Below are 21074 nucleotides of genomic sequence, written 5' to 3' on the forward strand. Positions count from 1 at the left end.
GTCTATTGGCTCTGCCATACAATCTCCAGCGCGGAAACATCGGTCAGAGGTAATGGCGAATCCGGCCAGCGGCGAACCAGCTGCGCCTGCATCAGATCCAGCGTATCCAGACCGGGAACGGCATCCGGCGTCAGCCACTGCGCGATACGTGCCAGCTGGGTCAGCCCCAGACTGGATTCAATCGATGAGCTGATCACCGCTTCCAGTCCGGCGGCGTGCGCCTGGGCTATCAGCTGACGGCAACGCATCAGACTGCCGGTGAGCGTGGGTTTAATGATAATCGCTGCCACACCCGGCTCAGCCTGCACGGTAAAACCGGCTTCGCGCACGCTTTCATCCCAGGCAATCGCGATACCGGTCAGACGGGCAAAGTCACGGGACTGTTCGCGGGTCAGACAGGGTTCTTCGATAAACGTGATACGGGATCGCAGTTCCGGCGGGACGTGGCGGGCAAATCCTTCGGCTTTTACCGGCGACCAGCTGCGGTTAGCGTCGAGGCGCAGATGCAAATCCGGCAAAGCTTCCAGCAGCATGCTGACGTTCAGCCCATCACCGACCGACTCGTAGAGTCCGACTTTTACTTTCGCGACTTTCCGGCCATGCGCATCTGCGGGCAATCCTCCGAGTCGTGCATAAAGTTCGTTCGGATCGCCGTGGCACAAAGGCGCACAGCGCGTACTCAGCACCTGCGGCAGTTCATCGCGCAGTTCTGCATCGGCACAGCTCAGTCCGAACGCCACCGAAGGCAACGTGCTGAATGCCGAGGCGAGAGCGGCCAGGGAAGCGCCCTGCATCCACTGACTCAACGCATGTTGAACAGCTTCCTGCGCCTGGGGCAAATCCTCCTGACTAAAACCGGGCAGCGGCGCAATCTCACCCCAGCCGGTTTTATCATCCTGCCACAATGAAACCAGCAGCCCGTCGCGGGTTTTCAGACGCTGATTGCGCAGCACCACGCCAGCTTCCATCGGCAGGCTGTACCGGTACACCGTGGCGCGGCGCATTAGGGATTACGCTTAAATTTGCTGAAGTCCGGCTGACGTTTTTCGTTAAACGCGTTACGGCCTTCCTGACCTTCGTCGGTCATGTAGAACAGCATAGTGGCGTTACCCGCCAGTTCCTGAAGACCCGCCTGACCGTCACAATCGGCATTCAGAGCGGCTTTCAGACAACGCAGCGCCATCGGGCTGTTTTCCAGCATCTCACGACACCAGCGTACGGTTTCTTTTTCCAGTTCTGCCAGCGGAACCACGGTGTTCACCAGCCCCATTTCCAGCGCAGCTTTGGCATCATACTGACGGCACAGGAACCAGATTTCGCGGGCTTTTTTCTGCCCGACGATGCGCGCCATATAAGATGCGCCCCAGCCGCCGTCGAAGGATCCGACTTTCGGGCCGGTCTGGCCAAAGATGGCGTTATCTGCCGCAATGGTCAGATCGCACATCATATGCAGCACGTGGCCGCCGCCGATGGAATAACCGGCCACCATCGCGACAACCGGCTTAGGACAGGTGCGGATCTGGCGCTGGAAATCCAGTACGTTCAGGTGATGCACACCGCTGGCATCCTGATAGCCGCCGTAGTCGCCACGGACTTTCTGGTCGCCACCGGCGCAGAAGGCTTTTTCGCCTTCACCGGTCAGCACGATCACACCGATACCTTCGTCGTTGCGGGCATCATCAAGGGCGCGGATCATTTCCTTCACCGTCAGCGGGCGGAATGCATTACGCACCTGAGGACGGTTGATGGTGATTTTAGCGATGCCATCGGTGGATTTGTGATAACGGATATCTTCAAACTCACCGGTGCAGTCACGCCATTCGACCGGCGCGTAAAGTTCTTTTTCATCAGGATAAATCATGTGCAACGTCCTTTAAGACAGGTGAAGTAATCAATGCCAGCGCCTGACGGACAAATTCCGCCGGATTTTCACGGTGGGCGTTATGCCCGGCATTGGCGACAGTGCGCAGTCCGAAACCGGAATGCTGCGCGAGATGGATAAATTTGGTGTCATGACTGCCGCACAGCCAGACAAGCGGCAGCGAAAGCTTATGCAGTTCCCCGCGCAAATCGGGCTGCACCGACAGCGATGTCGCCGTAAGCATCGCGGCGACCGTATGAGGATTATTGTTTTCACGCAGCAAAATCAGTTGCTGACGCTGTTCGTCGGTCAGGCTGGAAAACACCGGCTGACGGTACCAGCTGGCAAGCGCCTGTTTCCACGGCAGTTGCAAAAAACGCGTCGCCCATTGCTGATCGTGATGACGGCGTTGCGCGCGTTCGGCCTGACAGGTCAGCCCCGGATGCGCACCTTCGACCAGCACGCCCTGCAATCCGCTGCTGTCCCCCTGACAGGCGTGATACAGGCTGATGCGTCCGCCGAGCGAATAGCCAATAAGCCAGTAGGATGTGATCCCCTGCTGATGCAAAGTCTCCGTCAGCAGTTGACTGACATCCGCAAAACCGGCGGCGGTTAAAGACGCTGAACGCCCGTGCCCCGGTAAATCGATAAACAGACAAGGCCAGCTGGCGAGGGACGCCTGTAAAGGCTGCCAGTCCGCCGCGCTGCCCAGCAGACCGTGGAGGAAAACCAGCCACGGGCGGCCTGTGACTCCGGCATTTAAAGAAGTACAGGCCAGCGTCATGATGCACTGACCTCGCGGACCAGCGCACGCAGGCATTCTGCTCCGTGCGTCTCGCTGACTCTCAGTTCAATGAGTTTCACACCGCCATGCTGCCAGCATTCGGTCACTGCCTCCTGTAGCGCAGACATTGATGCCGGACAGGCATAATCGAGACCAAACATTGCCGCCGCATGACTGAAACTGACATTCTGCGGCATACAGTAAAACCGCTGGCGCTCGGCTTCCGGCGTCGGCAACAGCGAAAAAATCTGCCCGCCATTGTTGTTCACCACCATAATAACCGTCGGCGCAGAGCACTGACGCATCAGCGCCAGCGCATTTAAATCATAAAGCGCGGAGATATCACCGAGCAGCACCAGCGTCGGTTTGCAGGTCGCGCGCTGCACGCCCGCGGCGGTGGAAAGCAGACCATCAATACCGCTGGCACCGCGATTGGCGAAAACGGGATAACCGGCAGGCAGTTTTGCAAACGCATCCACCAGCCGGACAATCAGGCTGTTGCCAAGGAATAACTGACCGTGCGGGGGCAATAATGCCGGAATCTGCCATGCGGCGGCGGCCTCTCCAAAAGTCCCTTCAAGATGCGTTTTCACCGCATCTCTGGCGCGTTGTGAACAGGACACAAGCTCTTCCGCCCAGTCAGGCTGCGGCTGCGCCGGATGTGCCTGCAACCAGCCTGTGACATCCGCCTGAATACGACGACCCCGGTGCTGCGCCGGATCCTGTCGGCCGGGCAGCGTATCAATCAGCCAGTATTCGTCGGGTTCGCACGCCGCCTGCCATTGCAGTAAACGTTTACCGGTCAGGCCGCCACCAAACTGAATAACCAGCTGAGTGCGTGCCAGCACGGCTTGCGCCTGCGGTGAGGCCAGCCATAAATCGGCACAGGAAAGCGGATTACCGGTAGATGCCTGAACGTCAGTGAGCAGCGGCCAGCCAAGTTGTTCTGCCCAGCGGGCGACTGACTCACTTTCCTGTGCGGATATGCGTCCCGCAATAATCACGCCGCGCTTTTGCCGCCATGAAAACCAGTCTGGCTGTACGTTTGTATGCTCAACCGGCGGGTAATTCAGCCAGGGCTGATGCCCCTGCCACCAGTCGCCCAGCTGTTCCAGCCAGTCCTGATGTTCACCGCTGTCTTCGCCATAAAGCGGTTCGGCGAACGGACAGTTAATATGCACCGCGCCGTGCGTCTGCTGCGCCAGCGTATTATCCAGCGCAGAGACCAGCCAGCGGGCGCTGATTTCCGGTGTCGGACGCGGCAAATCCAGCGTCTGTACCGGATGACCGGCGAACATGCCGGTCTGGCGGATGGCCTGATTGGCACCGCAGTCGATGAGTTCCGGCGGGCGGTCGGCGGTGAGCAGTACCAGCTTTTCACCGGTCAGCCCGGCTTCGATCAGCGACGGATAAAGATTGGCTACCGCAGTGCCTGAGGTAACAATGATCGCCACGCGCTGTCCGCTGGCTTTTGCCAGACCGAGCGCCAGATGGCCGAGGCCGCGTTCATCAAAATGGGTATGGCAGATAAGGTGCGGATGCGCGGCTGCGGCGAGCGTCAGCGGCGTAGAGCGTGAACCTGGCGCAATACAAACGTGTTGCACCTGATGGCGGGTCAGGGTTTCGAGGAGCAGCGTCGCCCAGCGGCGGTTAAAAACGGCAACAGACATGGTCAACTCACTCCGGCAAAGGATTATCCGGCCTGAACGGCAGGCGTGTAGTGCTCTTCCAGCAAAGTACGCAAACCTGCGGCTTTGTTTTCGATTTCCTGCCATTCCTGCGCAGCGTCAGAACCGGCGACAATTCCGGCACCGGCGTAGAGTTCCAGATGATGCCCTTTCACCGCGGCAGAGCGCAGCGCGACGGTAAACTCAGTCTGTTCAGCACTAATGTAACCGGCAGAACCGGCGTACCATTCGCGGTCAAAAGGTTCATATTCGGCGATAAATTCACGGGCCGCCTGACGCGGCAATCCGGCGACAGCCGCCGTAGGTTGCAGGCGTTGCAGACAACCGGCGTCATCAGATTCTGTCAGTTCACCATGAATACTGCGGCGAAGATGCTGTACTTTGCGCAGACGTAAAATCTCAGCAGGCATGATATCGAGCGATTGCGCCCCGCCCTGCAAACGCTGGCAAATGTCATCCACCACCAGCAGGTTTTCACGCTGATTTTTGCCATCGTTTAGCAACCAGTTACCGAGATCCTGTGCTTTATCATCATCCGGATCATTGGCGACGGTACCTGCCAGCGCTTCGGTATAAAGCTCGTCGTGGCTGCGCAGGAACAGGCGTTCCGGACTGGAACCCAGAAATGCCTGTTGCGGCGTGAACGCCAGCATAAAGTGATAACAATGATGATTCACCGCCCGGCTGGCGGCCAGAAATGCGCAGGCATTCAGCGGCTGACTGAGGGTCAGCGTGGTTTTGCGTGCCAGCACCACTTTGTCGAATTGCTGCTCTTCAATACAGTTCAGTGCGCGGGTAATCAGCTGGTTCCACTGTGGCTGCGCCGGTAAATGCTGGTGCTGTAATACGCGGGAGGCGATCGGCGGTAAAGCCTGACTGGCGACCAGGGATCGCAGGAACAAACGGGTGCGGCGCGCTTCCTCACGTAAGGAGCGGGGACTGAAAAGCGTACAGCGTAGCCAGTAGCGGGTGCCCTGACGGCAAAGTTCGATGCGCGGGAGAAAGAGTGCGTTGGCCGCAAAAGCAGAATTGTCGGCACCGTTGAAAGCGTTCAGCCCCCAGATATGCAGATCAGGCACATCCTGATGCTCACGGATGAAGGCCTGCGCCTGTGCGGTATCGCCAAAAGCGTAAGCATCGCCACAAACGGCAGCTTCTTCATTGCCGTCACGCTGTTGCCAGTAGAATTTCGGGTAGCAGGGTTGCGCAGACAACCATTCCAGCAGGCCGGTGTCTGGCTGTTTTTGCAGAGAATAACTGAACTGCCGGATCCCCGCTGTATCAGGCCATTCGCCTGCAAGCGTTGCATCGAGCTGCTCAATGATTGCTGATATTTGTTTCACCGCTACCTCGGGCCATACCGGATGTTTAGTGACGGGCAGAAATACCCTTCTGGATCAAAAAACGGGTTGGATCAATTACGGATGAATTATGCGGCGATACGAAAAATGAAAATATGCGACAGATCAAGCTGAAGTGAGTGCAGTTAGCTAAGAAGGAGTATAGGAGCAGACAAAGGAGTTATCAAATGCGTAGAGCAGGAGCAGCGCACGCTGCCCCTGAAGAAATGCTATTAGCGACGCAGCAGCAAGCCTACAACCAGGCCGACGGCGGCACCGACACCCACGCCATGCCACGGATTTTCGCGCACATAGCTGTCCGTCTGTTCAGCGACGTGACGGGCTTTCTTACAATAAGAACGGGCGGAAGGATCAATACGGGATTTGATATCTTTCAGTGCGTTTTCAGCACGTGCTTTAATCTGCACGTATTTCTCATCCGCTTTATCACCGGAAGATTTCAGCACTTCTTCCAGAGTTTCAGTCAGCATACGCAAATCGTCATCTAACGAATTCTGCTGTGTCTCAAATTGGTCAGCCATGGTTATCTCCTTATGATGTGTTCGGGTCTTATAAAAACTTATGCTGCCATTAACCCTAGCGCAGTTCCGCCTTAATTGCCCGACAGATCATCAGAAAACTGTCGTAAAAACGGGGTTTTAAGAACCTTCTGACCCTTTGATATCCGTAAAAATAGCCGCTTTTTTAGCCCCATCCAGCTGTTTTTCACGCTGTTTCGCCAGCCATAATCCGCTGTTTTTCATCGCGTAACCAAACACCAGCCCGACCAGCAATGACACCACCACCTGACGCCAGTCACCCTGCGCGGCAAAGGTCGCACAGGCACCGATAAATGTACCCGGCACAAAGGCCAGCCACTGTTGCCACGCCTGAATGCACATCAGGAATGCGACTACGCCGGTCAGCATATAACCCAGAATGCTCCATTCGGGGCGCATGGCGCTGCCCGCGATGATCACCACCGCCCAGAATACGCCGCTCAGACAGGTCAGCGTGCTGATAAGCAATCCACGCAATCCACCCTGCGGACAGGCGAAATACGCCGTGCATCCGAGGAATCCCGCCCAGCTTATCAGGCCAAGGCTGATAGCCACCCATCCCCAGATGCCGGAGAGGACGCCGGTGGTTATGGCAATCATCACTAAAACATTCATGGTGTAAATCCATACGAATTTGAACAAGCGCGCAGTGTACGCATTGGCAGGAATAATGGAATGGGTAAGATCACAAAACGAATGTAATATTTTGCTGAACGTACATATAAATGTGATTTGAATCACACTTATATACCAATACGATTAAAAAAGCCGCTCAGGTGAGCGGCTTCGTGAGTTTTTCAGGCTGTGTTTGCAGACTTTATCAGAGCAGCGGTTGCGCCATCTGCACCAGCGAAATCAGCGGTTGCGGGAAGATACCCAGCAACAGCACCAGAATCGCGGAAATCAGTACAACCACACCACCCGCCGTGAGCGCCCAGTTGTTTGGCGTATCACGCACCAGCGTTTCAGGCGCACTCAGATACAAGCTCACCGTCACGCGCAGGTAGTAGTAAAGGCCAATCGCAGAACCCACCACTACAGCACCGGTCAGCCACCACAGATGCGCGGTCACACCGGTCGCAATCACGTAGAACTTACCGATAAAGCCCAGCGTCATCGGGATACCGGCCAGTGACAGCATCATCACGGTCATTACCGCAGACAGGATTGGCTTATGCCAGAACAGACCACGGTAGGAGAACAGCGATTCTGCATCCGGACCTTTGTACGGGCTGGACATCAGGCTGACCACACCGAAGGCGCCGAGGCTGCTGAACAGGTAACCGGCCAGATACACACCAACGGTTTCCATCGACAACTGATGCGTCTGAACGGCAATCAGCGCCACCAGCAGATAACCGAGGTGAGCAATGGAAGAGTAACCGAGCAGGCGTTTAATGTTGCTCTGGCTGATCGCCATCAGGTTACCGACCAGAATCGAGCAGAAGGCGATAATCGACAGCACGATACGAATCGATTCGCTGTCAGCTACCGGCGCGTACAGGAACAAACGCATCACCACCGCGAAGATTGCGATTTTGCTGGCGGTTGCCAGGAAAGTCGAAACCGGTGCAGGTGCGCCCTGATACACGTCTGGCGTCCACAGGTGGAACGGAACCAAAGACAGTTTGAAGCCCAGACCGACAATCATCATCCCCAGACCCGCCATCAGCAGCGGCTGGTGCAGCATCACGCCGTCGCCCAAATTTTTGCCCAGAGACGCAAAGGACAAATCACCGGACTGTGCGTACAGCAGCGCCATACCAAACAGCAGGAAAGATGACGCGGCAGCGGACAGCAGCATGTATTTGATAGCCGCTTCCAGCGAGCGTTTCTGGCGGTAGGCGTAACCAATCAGGCCAAACAATGGCAGTGAGATCAGCTCGATCCCAAGGAACATTGACGCCAGATGGTTAGAGCACGCCAGCAGAATGCCGCCCATTGCTGCAATGAGAACTAACAGGTAGAACTCTTCGCGGTTGTCCGGATAACCGGCCAGCCATGGGTAAGCAAACGTACTGGTCGCCAGACTGGCCAGCAGCACCAGCCCGATGTAGAACATCGAGTAACCGTCAACGCGCAGCAGCGGCGTGACGTCCTGCGGGCCGACCTGCGCGACGTAGTAAAGGGAAAGTAAGGCAACGTTCAGCCCGATGACTGTCAGTGTGGCATTAAGAAAATGGTCGCGTCGCCACGCAATGGACAGCATCACCACCACCACCGTCAATCCGACGATCATCAGCGGTAATAGTGCGATCAGATTTTGAAGTGTAAATGTCATGGCGAGTTACGGCCTTGTCGTTGAAATAGTTGAAACTGATGACCCGAACCAGTGCTGAATGTTGCTCATCGCGGCACTTGAAGTATCCAGAATTGGCTGCGGGTAGAAGCCCAGCGCCACCAGCAATACAATAAGTAACAAGATGATCGACAGTTCGCGTGCGGTCATGCCCGGCAACGGTTCGTCAGATTTTGCTTTGCCAAAGAAAGCGCGCTGCACCATCGCCAGAGAATACACCGAGGCAAACACCAGACCGAAGGTCGAGATAACAGCGATCACCGGCACAACCGGGAAGCTGCCAAACAGGATCTGGATTTCACCTACAAAGTTACCGGTACCCGGCATCCCTAAGGTGGCGACGGCGAAGAACAGTGACAATGCTGGCAGGTATTTTATGCGTCCCCACAGTCCGCCCATCTGGCGCATATCACGGGTATGCAGACGTTCGTACAGCTGACCACAGATGATAAACATACCGGCTGCAGACAGACCGTGTGCAATCATCTGAATCACTGCGCCCTGGTACGCCAGCTGGCTGCCGGTGTAGATGGCAATCAGCACGAAGCCCATGTGCGAAACGGAAGTGTATGCAATCAGACGCTTAATGTCAGTCTGGGAGAACGCCATCCACGCGCCGTAGAAGATACCAATCACACCCAGCCACATAGCAATCGGGGCAAACTGGTGAGACGCTTCAGGGAACAGTGGCAGACAGAAACGCAACATCCCATAGGCCGCGGTTTTCAGCAAGATACCGGCTAAGTCGACGGAACCGGCGGTCGGTGCCTGACTGTGTGCATCTGGCAACCAACCGTGCAATGGCACAACCGGCATTTTCACCGCGAAGGCGATGAAGAAACCGAGCATCAGCAGATATTCAACACCGTGAGACATTGGTGTTTTCAGCAGGTCAGCGTAGTTGAACGTCCATACACCGGTGGCGTTGTAATGCACAAACACCAGACCGAGGATGGCAATCAACATCACCAGACCGCTGGACTGTGTATAGATGAAGAATTTGGTTGCTGCGCTGATACGGGTTTTACCGTCTGACGCTTTGTGTCCCCACAAGGCAATCAGGAAGTACATCGGCACCAGCATCATTTCCCAGAAGAAGAAGAACAGGAACATGTCGATGGCGAGGAACACGCCGATTACGCCGCCGAGGATCCACAGTAAGTTCAGGTGGAAGAAACCCTGATACTTCTGGATTTCACGCCATGAACAGAGGATCGCCAGAACACCCAGCAGGCCGGTCAGAACCACCATCAGCAGGGACAAACCGTCCAGCGCCAAATGGAAGCTGATGCCAAAACGAGGGATCCACGGCACCGAAAACTCGGATTGCCACTGTGGAATACCCGCAGGCGTCGTTAATGAATATCCTCCCTGCAACCACAATTGCACGGAAAGAGCCAGCGTCAGCCCCATCGCAATTAACGCGATCCAGCGCGGTACTTTGCTCCCAAAGCGCTCAGTCTGCCAGCACAGCAGCCCGCCGATAAAGGGGATAAATATTAGCCAAGGTAATAGCATGGCGTGTCGTTCCCTTCTTTTATGCCCGAAGGCTATTTCACTTGCCGGTCCGTTACACGAACAGACCGGCATTGATAACTACACCCGTAATGCAGGCTTAAATCACCAGCAGCAGCGCCAGAACGACGACTGCACCGAGCCCCATTGACGCGACGTACCAGCGTACCTGACCGTTTTCGCTAAGAGTCAGACCACGGTTACCCAAACGGGCAAACAGCGCAGGCAGATTCATCATTGAGTTCAGCGGATCACGTTGCAGGATTTTCGCGACCAGCAGATAAGGTTTCACGAAAATCATGTCGTACAGCCAGTCGAAGCCCCAGGCATGGAACCACCAGGTCGTGAAGAAACGGCCTGGTGCGCTTTTCGCAATGCTGTTGACTAGCGAGCGTTTACCCAGATACAGGGCCGCCGCCAGCAGAATGCCAGCAATGGCAATCACGCCTGATGTGATTTCCAGCGTCAACACGTGGCCATGCGCCAGCTCAGTGGTATCCGGCAGCACGCCTTTCAGTGGCGGAACAATCATCGCGCCAATGAAGGTGGACAGAACCAGTAACACCAGCAGCGGCAGGTGGTGAGTAATGCCTTTACCCGCATGTGCTTTGATTTTCTCTTCGCCGTGGAAGACGATGAAGATCATGCGGAAGGTGTACAGCGAGGTCATAAACGCACCGACCAGACCGGCAATCATCAGATTCAGGTGGCCGTTAGCCAGCGCACCCGCAAGGATTTCATCTTTACTGAAGAAGCCCGCAGTGATGATTGGCAAGGCGGACAGCGCCGCGCCACCGACCAGGAAGCAGATATAGACAAGAGGAATGGACTTACGTAACCCACCCATTTTGAAGATATTCTGTTCGTGGTGGCAGGCCAAAATGACCGAACCGGAAGAAAGGAATAACAGTGCTTTGAAGAATGCGTGCGTCATCAGGTGGAAGATAGCGGCATCCCACGCCTGAACGCCCAGCGCCAGGAACATGTAACCTATCTGGCTCATGGTCGAGTACGCGAGAACACGTTTGATGTCGGTTTGCACCAGCGCAGCAAAACCTGCCAGAACCAGCGTGACCGCACCGATAATGCCCACCAGATGCAGGATCTCAGGTGCCATCAGGAACAGGCCGTGAGTACGTGCAATCAGATAAACACCGGCGGTGACCATGGTCGCGGCGTGGATCAGCGCGGAAACCGGCGTCGGACCGGCCATGGCGTCTGCCAGCCAGGTTTGAAGCGGAAGCTGTGCGGATTTACCGACTGCGCCACCCAGTAACATCAGGGTCGCCCAGGTGATCGTCGTGTCGCCCACTGCCAGTTTCTGCGGTGCCAGGATCATCAGTTCACGGATGTTCAGTGTGCCCAGTTCGCGGTACAAGATGAACAGCGCGAATGCCAGGAACACGTCACCGACACGGGTCACGATGAACGCTTTCATCGCTGCCGCGCCGTTAGCCGGATGGGTGTAGTAGAAACCAATCAGCAGGTAACTGCACAGACCCACGCCTTCCCAACCGAGGTACATCAGCAGCAAGTTGTCTGCCAGTACCAGAACCACCATGCTGGCGATAAACAGGTTGGTGTAGGCGAAGAAACGTGAATAGCCTTCTTCACCGCGCATGTACCAGGAAGCGAACATGTGGATGAAGAAACCGACGCCGGTCACCACAGACAGCATGGTCATCGACAAGCCGTCGAGGGTCAGTGTGACAGGAATACCGAAGTCACCGACCTGCATCCAGTTCCACAGATGCTGGTTAAAGACTTCCACGCCCGCCGCTTTCTGGCTGAGGAAATTGATGCCCACGTAAATAGTGGTTACTGCTGCCAGACCAATGGAACCCACGCCAATAGTAGCCGATGTGTTTTCAGACCAGCGACCGCGTGAAAAGGCCAGTAACAGGAAGCCAATCAGCGGGAACAGAATAGTTAAATAGAGTAAGTTCATCCGCGCATCTCACTGACAGTATCAATATTGAGAGTGTGGCGACGGCGATACAGCTGCAGCAGCAACGCCAGACCAATACTGGCCTCCGCCGCAGCCAGGCTGATGGCCAGAATGTACATCACCTGCCCGTCTGCCTGACCCCAGTAGCTTCCCGCCACGATAAACGCCAGCGCTGCCGCGTTAATCATCACTTCAAGACTGATCAGCATAAACAGCAAATTACGACGAACCAGCAGCCCGGTAAGCCCCAAAACAAAGAGGATCGCGGCCAGAATAAGACCATGTTGTAGAGGGATCATGCTCTCTCCTCCGTTTTTCTTTTCGTTGCCATTTCGGTCGTGACCGGTGTGTCACCAAAGACTTCACCCGGTTTGTGTTCGCGGCCAATATGGAATGCTACGACCAGACCGGCCAGCAGCAACATTGACGCCAGTTCAACTGCCAGAACGTAAGGCCCGAACAGCGCGATACCGACAGCTTTCGCATCAACCATGTCACCTTTAATGCCGTGGTCATGCACGCCAAGAATTGACATGATCATCACCACCAGCAGGATGACTGAAAGAACCGAAGGTCCGATCCAGGTGGCAGGCTTGAGCCAGGCGCGTTCCTGTTCTTCGACGTTGCCAAGGTTCAGCATCATCACCACGAACACAAACAGCACCATAATGGCGCCGGCGTAAACGATGATCTCCAGGGCACCGGCGAAGTACGCGCCGAGCGAGAAGAAGACCGCAGCAATCGCCAGTAAAGAGACGATCAGATACAGCAGTGCATGAACCGGGTTGGTATGCGTGATTACACGCAATGTCGCCAACACGGCCACCAGGGCTGCAATATAAAATGCAAATTCCATGCTTGCGGCTCCTTAAGGCAACAGACCTTTGACGTTGATCGGTTTGGCTTCGTTTTCAGCTTCGCCTTTCGGCTTACCGTCAACGGCCATACCGGACATCCGGTAGAAGTTATATTCCGGATATTTACCCGGCCCAGAAATCAACAGATCTTCTTTTTCGTACACCAGATCCTGGCGCTTGAATTCACCCATTTCAAAGTCCGGCGTCAGCTGAATCGCTGTTGTCGGGCAAGCTTCTTCACACAAACCGCAGAAAATGCAGCGTGAGAAGTTGATACGGAAGAATTCCGGATACCAGCGGCCATCTTTCATTTCTGCTTTTTGCAGAGAAATACAGCCTACCGGACACGCTACCGCACACAGGTTACAGGCAACGCAGCGCTCTTCACCGTCCGGATCGCGCGTCAGCACGATACGGCCACGGTAACGCGGAGGAGGATTGACCGGAACTTCAGGGTACATCTGGGTTTCGCGCTTGGCGAAGGCATGCAAGCCTATCATCCACAAGCTGCGAACCTGGGTACCGAACCCGACCACTATGTCTTTCAATGTCATGGTTTCATCACCCCTTATTGCGCGTTGTACAAGATGACCGCAGCGGTCGCCAGCAGATTAAGCAAGGTCAGTGGCAGGCAAACTTTCCAGCCAAATGACATCACCTGGTCGTAGCGGGGACGCGGTAAAGCAGCACGGATCAAAATGAACATCACCATGAAGAACGCCGTTTTCAATGCAAACCAGATCACCGGATACAGGAACGGCCCCTGCCAGCCACCGAAGAACAAGGTGACGATCAGCGCAGAGACGGTCACGATACCGATGTATTCGCCCACGAAGAACAGACCGAATTTCATCCCGGAATATTCAATGTGATAACCATCGGCCAGTTCCTGCTCGGCTTCCGGCTGGTCAAACGGGTGACGGTGACAAACAGCCACGCCGGCAATCGCAAAGGTCACAAAGCCAAAGAACTGCGGGATGATGTTCCACACATGTGCCTGAGAGTTGACGATGTCTTGCAGATTGAAAGAACCCGCCTGCGCTACAACACCCATCAGCGATAAGCCGAGGAACACTTCGTAGCTCAGCGTCTGAGCAGATGCACGCATAGCACCCAGCAGCGAGTATTTGTTGTTACTGGACCAGCCAGCGAACAACACTGCATAGACTGTCAGACCGGCCATCATCAGGAAGAACAAAATACCGATGTTCAGGTCTGCGGCGAACCAGGTCGGGCTGACCGGAACAATCGCAAAGGAGATCAGCAGGGACGTAAACGCAATCATCGGTGCCAGCGTAAAGATGGCTTTGTCGGTGAATCTGGGTACCCAGTCTTCCTTGAAGAACATCTTGATCATGTCAGCGACCAGCTGCAGGGAACCGCCCCAGCCGACACGGTTTGGTCCGTAACGGTTCTGGAACAGGCCCAGCAAGCGGCGCTCGCCGAAGCTCATGAAGGCCCCGCAGGTCACCACGACCAGCAGGATCACGACAGCTTTCAGAATGGCGATCAACGAATCGATCACTACAGGTGTAAACCAGCTCATTGTGCTGCCTCCCGCAGATTTTCAACCGTTGCGCCAACCAGCACCGGAGGAATTCCCGGTAAGCCCAGCGGCAGGCCAACCTGGCCCTGACTCAATGTTTCACTCAGACGAACCGGCAATTTCAGAGTCTGACCGGCACAGGTGAATTCCACCTGAGAACCCGCGTTAACCCCTAACTGCGCGGCATCTGCCGGATTCACCATCACGTAGGCTTCTGGCATACGTTGCTGGATAACCTTCGAGCGCTGTGTCATTTCTTCACTGCCGAACAGGTGATAGTAAGGCGCTACACGCCAGTTATCGCTCTGCACCGTAAAGGCAGCCGGAATACCGGTGAAGTAATCGAGAGTCCCCTCACCTGCTTCAATCAGACGCACACCCGGATCACCGTGGCGCAGACTGCCGCCAACTTCGCTCTGGAATTTGTTCCAGGCTTGCGGTGAGTTCCAGCCCGGCGCCCAGGCGAATGGCACCTGATTGCGGTTGGCTGTCGGGCTGTTGTTCCCTTCCATTGAGAAGGCAAACATCGTGTCTTTATCTTGCGGCTGACGCGGTTCATGGACGCTGATGTTCGCGCGCATGGCGGTACGGCCGCTGGAACGGTTCGGTGAACGCGCCAGTTTCTGACCACGAATACGGAAGCTGGCGTTTGGCGCAGCTTCTATCATGCCTTTCAGCTGTGGCAGTGCTTCAACGCAGGCTTCTATAACGTGATCAAGCTGAGTCCAGTCAACATGGCGGCTGTTAATGGTGGAATGCAGCGAGTGCATCCAGCGCCAGCTTTCCAGCATGGAAACTGTGGTGTCGTAATAAGCCGGATCGTAAACCTGGAAGAAGCGCTGTGCGCGGCCTTCCTGATTCACCAGCGTACCGTCGCTTTCTGCAAAACTTGCAGCAGGCAGGATCAGGCTGGCTTTATCCATAATGCGCGTGCGCTGATGGTCTACGACCAGCAGGTTCTGCACACTGGCTAATGCCGCATCAATTTTCGCTTCAGGCGCCTGACGGTAAAGGTCATTTTCCATCACGATCGCGCTGTCTGCTTCGCCACGGGTCAGCAACTCAAGTGCTTCATCAAGTGTGCCGCCACCAATCATCGAAAGACCGATGCTGTTAGCCGCAGAAGCCACGAACGTAATACCGACATCGCTGCCCGCCACTTTCAGCGCTTTCGCGATATTCGCGGCCGCTTCGATGATGGCGTCAGATCCGGCGTTAGTACCGGTGATGATCAGCGGCTTGCGCGCGCCGGTCAGTGCCTGCACGATCACGTCGATTTTCTTGTTCAGGCCATCCGCTAAATCGCTCACCGCAGGAGCAGAATTATCCAGCGCATGGGCGATAGCAAAGCCGAAACGGGCCTGCTCATCGACCGGTGCACGGTAATTGTAAGCCGCGATATCGTCGAGTTTAGTGTTGTCCACGTTGGTGATGAACAGCGGATGTTTCGCATGCTGACCAATGTTCTGCACTGCTGCGATCTGCCAGTCGGCAACGCGCTGAGCCGCAGCCATCGCGCGGGCTTTGCCTTTAACGGCCTGACGGACAGACAGCGCGATACGTGCGCCGGTCTGAGTCAAATCTTCGCCCAGCACCAGAACGGCGTCATAGTCTTCGATTTCACGCAGCGCCGGTGTGTGAACACCGCTGTTACGCAGAATGTTCAGCATCAGTTGCAGACGACCCTGCTCTGCCGCGTTGATACCGGTATAGAAGTTTTCGGCGCCGACCAGTTCACGCAACGCAAAGTTGCTTTCCAGACTCGCGCGCGGAGAACCGATACCGATGGTTTTCTTCGCCTGACGGATAATGTCTGCCGCGCCCTGCATCGCCTGTTCAGCGTTAAGTTCGATCCAGTCGTTACCACGCAGCTGCAATGGTTTCTTCGGACGATCTTTCAGGTTCACGTAGCCATAACCGAAACGACCGCGGTCGCACAGGAAGTAATGGTTTACGGTACCGTTATAACGGTTTTCGATACGACGCAGTTCGCCGTAACGCTCACCCGGGCTGGTGTTACAGCCAACAGAACATTGCTGACAGATGCTTGGCGCAAACTGCATGTCCCATTTACGGTTATAGCGTTCGGAGTGCGTTTTATCGGTGAATACGCCGGTCGGACACACTTCTACCAGGTTACCGGAGAACTCGCTTTCCAGCGGGCCATCTTCCGGGCGACCGAAATAGACGTTGTCGTGTGCGCCATAAACACCCAGATCAGTGCCGTCCGCGTAATCCTTGTAGTAACGGACACAGCGATAACAGGCGATACAGCGGTTCATTTCATGAGAAATGAACGGGCCGAGATCCTGATTGTTATGGGTACGTTTGGTGAAGCGGTAACGGCGCATACTGTGGCCGGTCATGACTGTCATATCCTGCAGGTGACAGTTACCGCCTTCCTCACACACCGGACAGTCGTGCGGGTGGTTGGTCATCAGCCATTCCACGACGCTTTCACGGAATTCTTTCGCTTCAGAGTCGTCGATGGAAATGAAGGTGCCATCAGACGCTGGTGTCATACATGACATCACCAGACGACCGCGCGTGTCTTCCGCGTTTTGGTATTGCTTAACCGCACATTGGCGGCAAGCGCCGACGCTTCCCAGCGCCGGATGCCAGCAAAAATAAGGAATATCGAGGCCGAGAGAGAGGCAAGCCTGTAACAGGTTGTCCGCTCCGTCTACGTCGTATTCTTTGCCGTCTACATGAATCGTAGCCATAGTCAGCATGCTTCCACGTGGCCCACCTACGGCGGGCATTAATCAAAAATTCTGTATCCCTTCGTCTTTCACCCTACAGCGTTGTTAGCAGCGCGTGCTTACCCCAGTCGCTTACCGGTGTAAGCTCCGGGGGATTCCCCCGCTTGCTGCCTAGCTGTATGGCGAAATACTTCGGGCTATAGCTGCCTGCTACCAACGCTGTTTCAGCAGGTTGTTTGGCTGAATCCCGCCAATCGCCCGCGCGTTGCTGTAATGCTGTTTGGCGATGCCCGCCTCGAACTCTTCCCGGAAATATTTAATCGCACTCTGCAATGGCTCCACGGCACCCGGCGCATGTGCGCAGAAGGTTTTGCCCGGGCCAAGCTGGCGGCAAAGCTGTTCGAGAGTTTCGATATCTCCCGGCTGGCCTTCACCACGCTCCAGCGCACGAAGAATTTTCACACTCCACGGCAAACCATCGCGGCACGGCGTACACCAGCCACAAGATTCGCGGGCGAAGAATTCTTCCAGATTACGCACCAGCGGAACCATGCCGATTTCGTGATCTACAGCCATTGCCAGCGCAGTCCCCAGACGGCTGCCGGCTTTACCAATGCTGGCAAAGTCCATCGGCAGGTCCAGATGATCGGCAGTCAGGAAGTCAGTCCCTGCCCCGCCCGGCTGCCAGGCTTTAAACTTCAGGCCATCGCGCATGCCACCGGCATAGTCTTCAAGAATTTCACGTGCGGTAGTCCCAAACGGCAGCTCCCAGACGCCCGGATTTTTCACCCGGCCGGAAAAACCCATCAGTTTAGTACCGGCATCTTCACTTTTGCCTGCGGAAATACCTTTGTACCAGTCCACGCCATGCTCAAGGATCGCTGGCACGTTACACAGGGTTTCGACGTTGTTAACGCATGTCGGTTTACCCCAGGCACCGGCAGACGCCGGGAACGGTGGTTTGGAACGCGGGTTAGCACGGCGGCCTTCCAGCGAGTTAATCAGCGCCGTTTCTTCACCGCAGATGTAACGCCCGGCACCGGTGTGAACAATCAGCTCAAAATCAAAACCGGTACCGAGAATGTTTTTACCCAGCAGACCCGCTTCGGTAGCTTCTGCAATCGCACGACGCAGATTCACAGCCGCTTCGATGTATTCGCCACGCAGGAAGATGTAACCCCGGTAAGATTTCAGCGCGAATGCAGAGATCAACATGCCTTCCACCAGCAGGTGCGGCATTTGCTCCATCAGCAGGCGGTCTTTATAGGTACCCGGTTCCATCTCATCGGCGTTACACAGCAGATAGCGGATATTCATGCTTTCGTCTTTTGGCATCAGGCTCCACTTCAGACCAGTGGAAAAACCTGCGCCGCCGCGCCCTTTCAGGCCAGCGTCTTTTACCAGATTAACGATTTCTTCCTGAGCCATGCCCTTAAGGGCTTTCTCTGCACCGACGTAACCGTTTTTGCTGCGGTATTCGTCAATCCAGACAGGCTGCTGGTCATCACGCATACGCCAGGTCAGCGGGTGCATCTCCGGCGTGCGTTCGATGTGTCTTGGAATGTAGGTCATGCGTAGCGCTCCAGTAGCTGGCCGATAGCTTCTGGCGTCAGGTGGCTGTGCGTGTCCTCGTCAATCATCATTGACGGGCCTTTGTCACAGTTACCGAGGCAGCAGGTCGGCAGCAGGGTAAAGCGTCCGTCTTCGGTCGTTTCGCCCGGCTTGATGTGCAACTGTTGTTCCAGAGCAGCCTGGATCCCCTGATAACCGGTGATGTGGCACACCACGCTGTCACAGTAACGGATCACATGGCGGCCCACCGGCTGACGGAAGATCTGGCTGTAGAATGTCGCCACACCTTCAACGTCGCTGGCTGGAATGCCCAGAACATCGGAGATAGCGTAGATAGCGCCATCAGGCACCCAGCCACGCGCCTTTTGCACGATTTTCAACGCTTCGATAGAGGCCGCGCGGGCATCTTCGTAGTGATGTTTTTCGTGCTCAATCGCTTCGCGTTCAGCATCGCTCAGCACGAACACCGGCGGCGCGACTGGCTCGCTGACGTTGATGTACTGAACTTCTGAGTCTTTATTGATATCTGTCATCGTTAGCGGTCCACATCTGACATTACAAAATCGATACTGCCCAGATACACGATCAGGTCGGATACCAGGCTGCCACGGATTACGGACGGGATCTGCTGCAAATGCGGGAAGCTTGGCGTACGGACACGGGTGCGGTAGCTCATGGTGCTGCCGTCACTGGTCAGGTAGTAGCTGTTGATCCCTTTGGTTGCTTCAACCATCTGGAAAGATTCTTGCGCAGGCATAACCGGACCCCACGACACTTGCAGGAAGTGCGTGATCAGGGTTTCGATATGTTGCAGCGTGCGCTCTTTCGGTGGCGGCGTGGTCAGCGGGTGATCCGCCTTGAACGGGCCTTCCGGCATGTTTTTGTAGCACTGTTCCAAAATGCGCAGGCTCTGACGCAGTTCTTCTACTTTGAGCATCACGCGGGAATAGCAGTCACTGACGCCATCACCGGTTGGGATTTCAAAGTCGAAGTTTTCGTAGCCGGAGTATGGACGCCATTTACGTACGTCGAACGGGATACCCGTTGCGCGCAGGCCAGCACCGGTGGTGCCCCAGGCCAGTGCGTCGTCTGCGTTATACGCAGCCACGCCTTTGGAACGGCCAATCAGAATGGTGTTTTTCAGCGCCGCTTTGACGTAGGAATCCAGACGAGCTGGCATCCAGTCAAGGAACTCACGCAGCAGACGATCCCAGCCTTTCGGCAGGTCGTGTGCGACGCCACCAATACGGAACCAGGCCGGGTGCATACGGAAACCGGTGATCGCTTCAACCAGATCGTAGATTTTCTGACGATCGGTAAAGGCGAAGAACACCGGAGTCATCGCGCCCACGTCCTGAATAAACGTAGAGATGTACAGCAGATGGCTATTGATACGGAACAGTTCGGACAACATGACACGGATGGTGTTAACGCGATCCGGCGTCACGATACCGGCGAGTTTTTCAACGGCCAGCACGTAAGGCATTTCGTTAACACAACCGCCGAGGTATTCGATACGGTCAGTGTAAGGAATGTAGCTGTGCCATGACTGGCGCTCGCCCATTTTCTCAGCACCACGGTGGTGGTAACCGACGTCCGGAACGCAGTCGACAATTTCTTCGCCATCGAGCTGCAAGATGATACGGAATGCACCGTGCGCAGACGGGTGGTTAGGACCGAGGTTGAGGAACATGAAGTCCTCGTTTTCGGTACCACGCTTCATGCCCCAGTCTTCAGGCTTGAAGGTCAGCGATTCCATTTCGAGTTCTTCTTTTTGCTTGGTCAGCTCATAAGGATCGAACTCGGTGGCGCGTGCCGGATAGTCTTTACGCAGCGGGTGCCCTTCCCAGGTCTGCGGCATCATGATGCGCGTCAGGTGCGGGTGGCCATCGAAGGTAATACCGAACATTTCCCACGTTTCGCGCTCATACCAGTTAGCGTTTGGGAACACTTTGGTGATGGTCGGAACATGGAGATCGTTTTCTGACAATGCCACCTTGATCATGATGTCGCGGTTACGCTCCACCGAGATCAGGTGATAGAAAACGGAAAAATCCGCGGCCGGTAAACCGTCGCGGTGGGTACGTAAACGCTCATCAAAGCCATGCAAATCGAAAAGCATGACGTAAGGTTTTGGCTGTTTTCGTAAAAAGGTAATCGCTTCCAGTAACTGTTCACGCTTGAACCACACCACGGGAATTCCCGTACGGGTCGCCTGAACAGTAAAGGCCTCTGGCCCAAAACGGTTACGCAGTTCGCCGATAACCGGATCATCGAGATGATCTCGGGTATGCCATGCTGGCAGGGCTGAATCTTGCGTCGTCAAATCTGTCATATTTTTTTTCACCACACTAAATGGTCATTTATGCCTTAAGGGGGACTCATCACCCCTCAGGGTTGAC

General features: G+C 55.5%; 18 protein-coding genes. All 18 read right to left on the reverse strand.

All coding sequences use genetic code 11. From position 1 onward, the window contains the following. Window positions 1–2 precede the first annotated feature (2 nt). The 18 genes from menC to nuoC all read right to left on the reverse strand — a co-directional run bounded on the left by menC (window position 3) and on the right by nuoC (window position 21019). Window positions 3–1004, reverse strand: coding sequence for an o-succinylbenzoate synthase (gene menC / locus D6C13_RS06995; RefSeq protein WP_120132085.1), 1002 nt, complete (start codon window positions 1002–1004; stop codon window positions 3–5). After that, the gene (gene menB, locus D6C13_RS07000; protein ID WP_120132086.1) at window positions 1004–1861 is read right to left on the reverse strand and encodes a 1,4-dihydroxy-2-naphthoyl-CoA synthase; all 858 of its coding nucleotides are present in this window, start codon (window positions 1859–1861) and stop codon (window positions 1004–1006) included. Before menB ends, menC begins: the two co-directional genes overlap by 1 nt. Beyond that, a complete protein-coding gene (gene menH / locus D6C13_RS07005; RefSeq protein WP_120132087.1) occupies window positions 1848–2645 on the reverse strand; it encodes a 2-succinyl-6-hydroxy-2,4-cyclohexadiene-1-carboxylate synthase in 798 nt (265 codons plus the stop codon). Before menH ends, menB begins: the two co-directional genes overlap by 14 nt. After that, window positions 2642–4315 carry a 2-succinyl-5-enolpyruvyl-6-hydroxy-3-cyclohexene-1-carboxylic-acid synthase gene (gene menD, locus D6C13_RS07010; RefSeq protein WP_120132088.1) on the reverse strand — a complete coding sequence of 558 codons (1674 nt, stop codon included), beginning with the start codon at window positions 4313–4315 and terminating at the stop codon, window positions 2642–2644. Before menD ends, menH begins: the two co-directional genes overlap by 4 nt. 23 nt (window positions 4316–4338) lie before the next feature. Beyond that, a complete protein-coding gene (gene menF, locus D6C13_RS07015) occupies window positions 4339–5676 on the reverse strand; it encodes an isochorismate synthase MenF (protein WP_120132089.1) in 1338 nt (445 codons plus the stop codon). Window positions 5677–5906: 230 nt separating this feature from the next. Next, a complete protein-coding gene (locus D6C13_RS07020; RefSeq protein WP_112289943.1) occupies window positions 5907–6215 on the reverse strand; it encodes a DUF883 family protein in 309 nt (102 codons plus the stop codon). A 117-nt stretch (window positions 6216–6332) separates the two neighbouring features. Then, a complete protein-coding gene (locus tag D6C13_RS07025) occupies window positions 6333–6848 on the reverse strand; it encodes a DUF1097 domain-containing protein (protein WP_120132090.1) in 516 nt (171 codons plus the stop codon). Window positions 6849–7053: 205 nt separating this feature from the next. Continuing rightward, on the reverse strand, window positions 7054–8514 hold the full coding sequence (gene nuoN, locus D6C13_RS07030; protein WP_120132091.1) for an NADH-quinone oxidoreductase subunit NuoN: 1461 nt from the start codon (window positions 8512–8514) through the stop codon (window positions 7054–7056). A 6-nt stretch (window positions 8515–8520) separates the two neighbouring features. After that, a complete protein-coding gene (gene nuoM / locus D6C13_RS07035; protein WP_120132092.1) occupies window positions 8521–10050 on the reverse strand; it encodes an NADH-quinone oxidoreductase subunit M in 1530 nt (509 codons plus the stop codon). Between the two features lie 97 nt (window positions 10051–10147). Next, window positions 10148–11995, reverse strand: coding sequence for an NADH-quinone oxidoreductase subunit L (gene nuoL / locus D6C13_RS07040; RefSeq protein WP_120132093.1), 1848 nt, complete (start codon window positions 11993–11995; stop codon window positions 10148–10150). Beyond that, window positions 11992–12294: an NADH-quinone oxidoreductase subunit NuoK gene (gene nuoK / locus D6C13_RS07045; protein WP_004936014.1), complete on the reverse strand. Its 303-nt coding sequence runs from the start codon at window positions 12292–12294 to the stop codon at window positions 11992–11994. Before nuoK ends, nuoL begins: the two co-directional genes overlap by 4 nt. After that, the gene (nuoJ, locus tag D6C13_RS07050; protein ID WP_120132094.1) at window positions 12291–12851 is read right to left on the reverse strand and encodes an NADH-quinone oxidoreductase subunit J; all 561 of its coding nucleotides are present in this window, start codon (window positions 12849–12851) and stop codon (window positions 12291–12293) included. The genes nuoK and nuoJ overlap by 4 nt, the downstream gene beginning before the upstream one ends. Window positions 12852–12863: 12 nt before the next feature. Then, a complete protein-coding gene (gene nuoI / locus D6C13_RS07055) occupies window positions 12864–13406 on the reverse strand; it encodes an NADH-quinone oxidoreductase subunit NuoI (protein WP_120132095.1) in 543 nt (180 codons plus the stop codon). A 14-nt stretch (window positions 13407–13420) separates the two neighbouring features. Then, the gene (nuoH, locus tag D6C13_RS07060; protein ID WP_120132096.1) at window positions 13421–14398 is read right to left on the reverse strand and encodes an NADH-quinone oxidoreductase subunit NuoH; all 978 of its coding nucleotides are present in this window, start codon (window positions 14396–14398) and stop codon (window positions 13421–13423) included. Beyond that, window positions 14395–17121 carry an NADH-quinone oxidoreductase subunit NuoG gene (nuoG, locus tag D6C13_RS07065; protein WP_120132097.1) on the reverse strand — a complete coding sequence of 909 codons (2727 nt, stop codon included), beginning with the start codon at window positions 17119–17121 and terminating at the stop codon, window positions 14395–14397. Before nuoG ends, nuoH begins: the two co-directional genes overlap by 4 nt. 189 nt (window positions 17122–17310) lie before the next feature. Further along, complete coding sequence (nuoF, locus tag D6C13_RS07070; RefSeq protein WP_120132098.1) at window positions 17311–18672, reverse strand: NADH-quinone oxidoreductase subunit NuoF; 1362 nt, start codon at window positions 18670–18672, stop codon at window positions 17311–17313. Continuing rightward, on the reverse strand, window positions 18669–19205 hold the full coding sequence (gene nuoE, locus D6C13_RS07075; RefSeq protein ID WP_229905950.1) for an NADH-quinone oxidoreductase subunit NuoE: 537 nt from the start codon (window positions 19203–19205) through the stop codon (window positions 18669–18671). Before nuoE ends, nuoF begins: the two co-directional genes overlap by 4 nt. A 2-nt stretch (window positions 19206–19207) precedes the next feature. Then, entirely contained in the window at window positions 19208–21019 is a 1812-nt protein-coding gene (nuoC, locus tag D6C13_RS07080; protein ID WP_167457995.1) for an NADH-quinone oxidoreductase subunit C/D, read from the reverse strand. Between the last annotated feature and the right edge of the window lie 55 nt (window positions 21020–21074).

Source organism: Rahnella woolbedingensis (assembly GCF_003602095.1).
Classification (GTDB): domain Bacteria; phylum Pseudomonadota; class Gammaproteobacteria; order Enterobacterales; family Enterobacteriaceae; genus Rahnella; species Rahnella woolbedingensis.

Coding starts and splice junctions, on each gene's coding strand:
- nuoL (WP_120132093.1), bottom strand. CDS start 11,995: ATGAACTTACTCTATTTAACTATTCTGTTCCCGCTGATTGGCTTCCTG.
- menD (WP_120132088.1), bottom strand. CDS start 4,315: ATGTCTGTTGCCGTTTTTAACCGCCGCTGGGCGACGCTGCTCCTCGAA.
- nuoG (WP_120132097.1), bottom strand. CDS start 17,121: ATGGCTACGATTCATGTAGACGGCAAAGAATACGACGTAGACGGAGCG.
- menB (WP_120132086.1), bottom strand. CDS start 1,861: ATGATTTATCCTGATGAAAAAGAACTTTACGCGCCGGTCGAATGGCGT.
- nuoM (WP_120132092.1), bottom strand. CDS start 10,050: ATGCTATTACCTTGGCTAATATTTATCCCCTTTATCGGCGGGCTGCTG.
- nuoE (WP_229905950.1), bottom strand. CDS start 19,205: ATGACAGATATCAATAAAGACTCAGAAGTTCAGTACATCAACGTCAGC.
- nuoJ (WP_120132094.1), bottom strand. CDS start 12,851: ATGGAATTTGCATTTTATATTGCAGCCCTGGTGGCCGTGTTGGCGACA.
- nuoH (WP_120132096.1), bottom strand. CDS start 14,398: ATGAGCTGGTTTACACCTGTAGTGATCGATTCGTTGATCGCCATTCTG.
- menH (WP_120132087.1), bottom strand. CDS start 2,645: ATGACGCTGGCCTGTACTTCTTTAAATGCCGGAGTCACAGGCCGCCCG.
- nuoF (WP_120132098.1), bottom strand. CDS start 18,672: ATGACCTACATTCCAAGACACATCGAACGCACGCCGGAGATGCACCCG.
- nuoN (WP_120132091.1), bottom strand. CDS start 8,514: ATGACATTTACACTTCAAAATCTGATCGCACTATTACCGCTGATGATC.
- nuoI (WP_120132095.1), bottom strand. CDS start 13,406: ATGACATTGAAAGACATAGTGGTCGGGTTCGGTACCCAGGTTCGCAGC.
- nuoK (WP_004936014.1), bottom strand. CDS start 12,294: ATGATCCCTCTACAACATGGTCTTATTCTGGCCGCGATCCTCTTTGTT.
- D6C13_RS07025 (WP_120132090.1), bottom strand. CDS start 6,848: ATGAATGTTTTAGTGATGATTGCCATAACCACCGGCGTCCTCTCCGGC.
- D6C13_RS07020 (WP_112289943.1), bottom strand. CDS start 6,215: ATGGCTGACCAATTTGAGACACAGCAGAATTCGTTAGATGACGATTTG.
- menC (WP_120132085.1), bottom strand. CDS start 1,004: ATGCGCCGCGCCACGGTGTACCGGTACAGCCTGCCGATGGAAGCTGGC.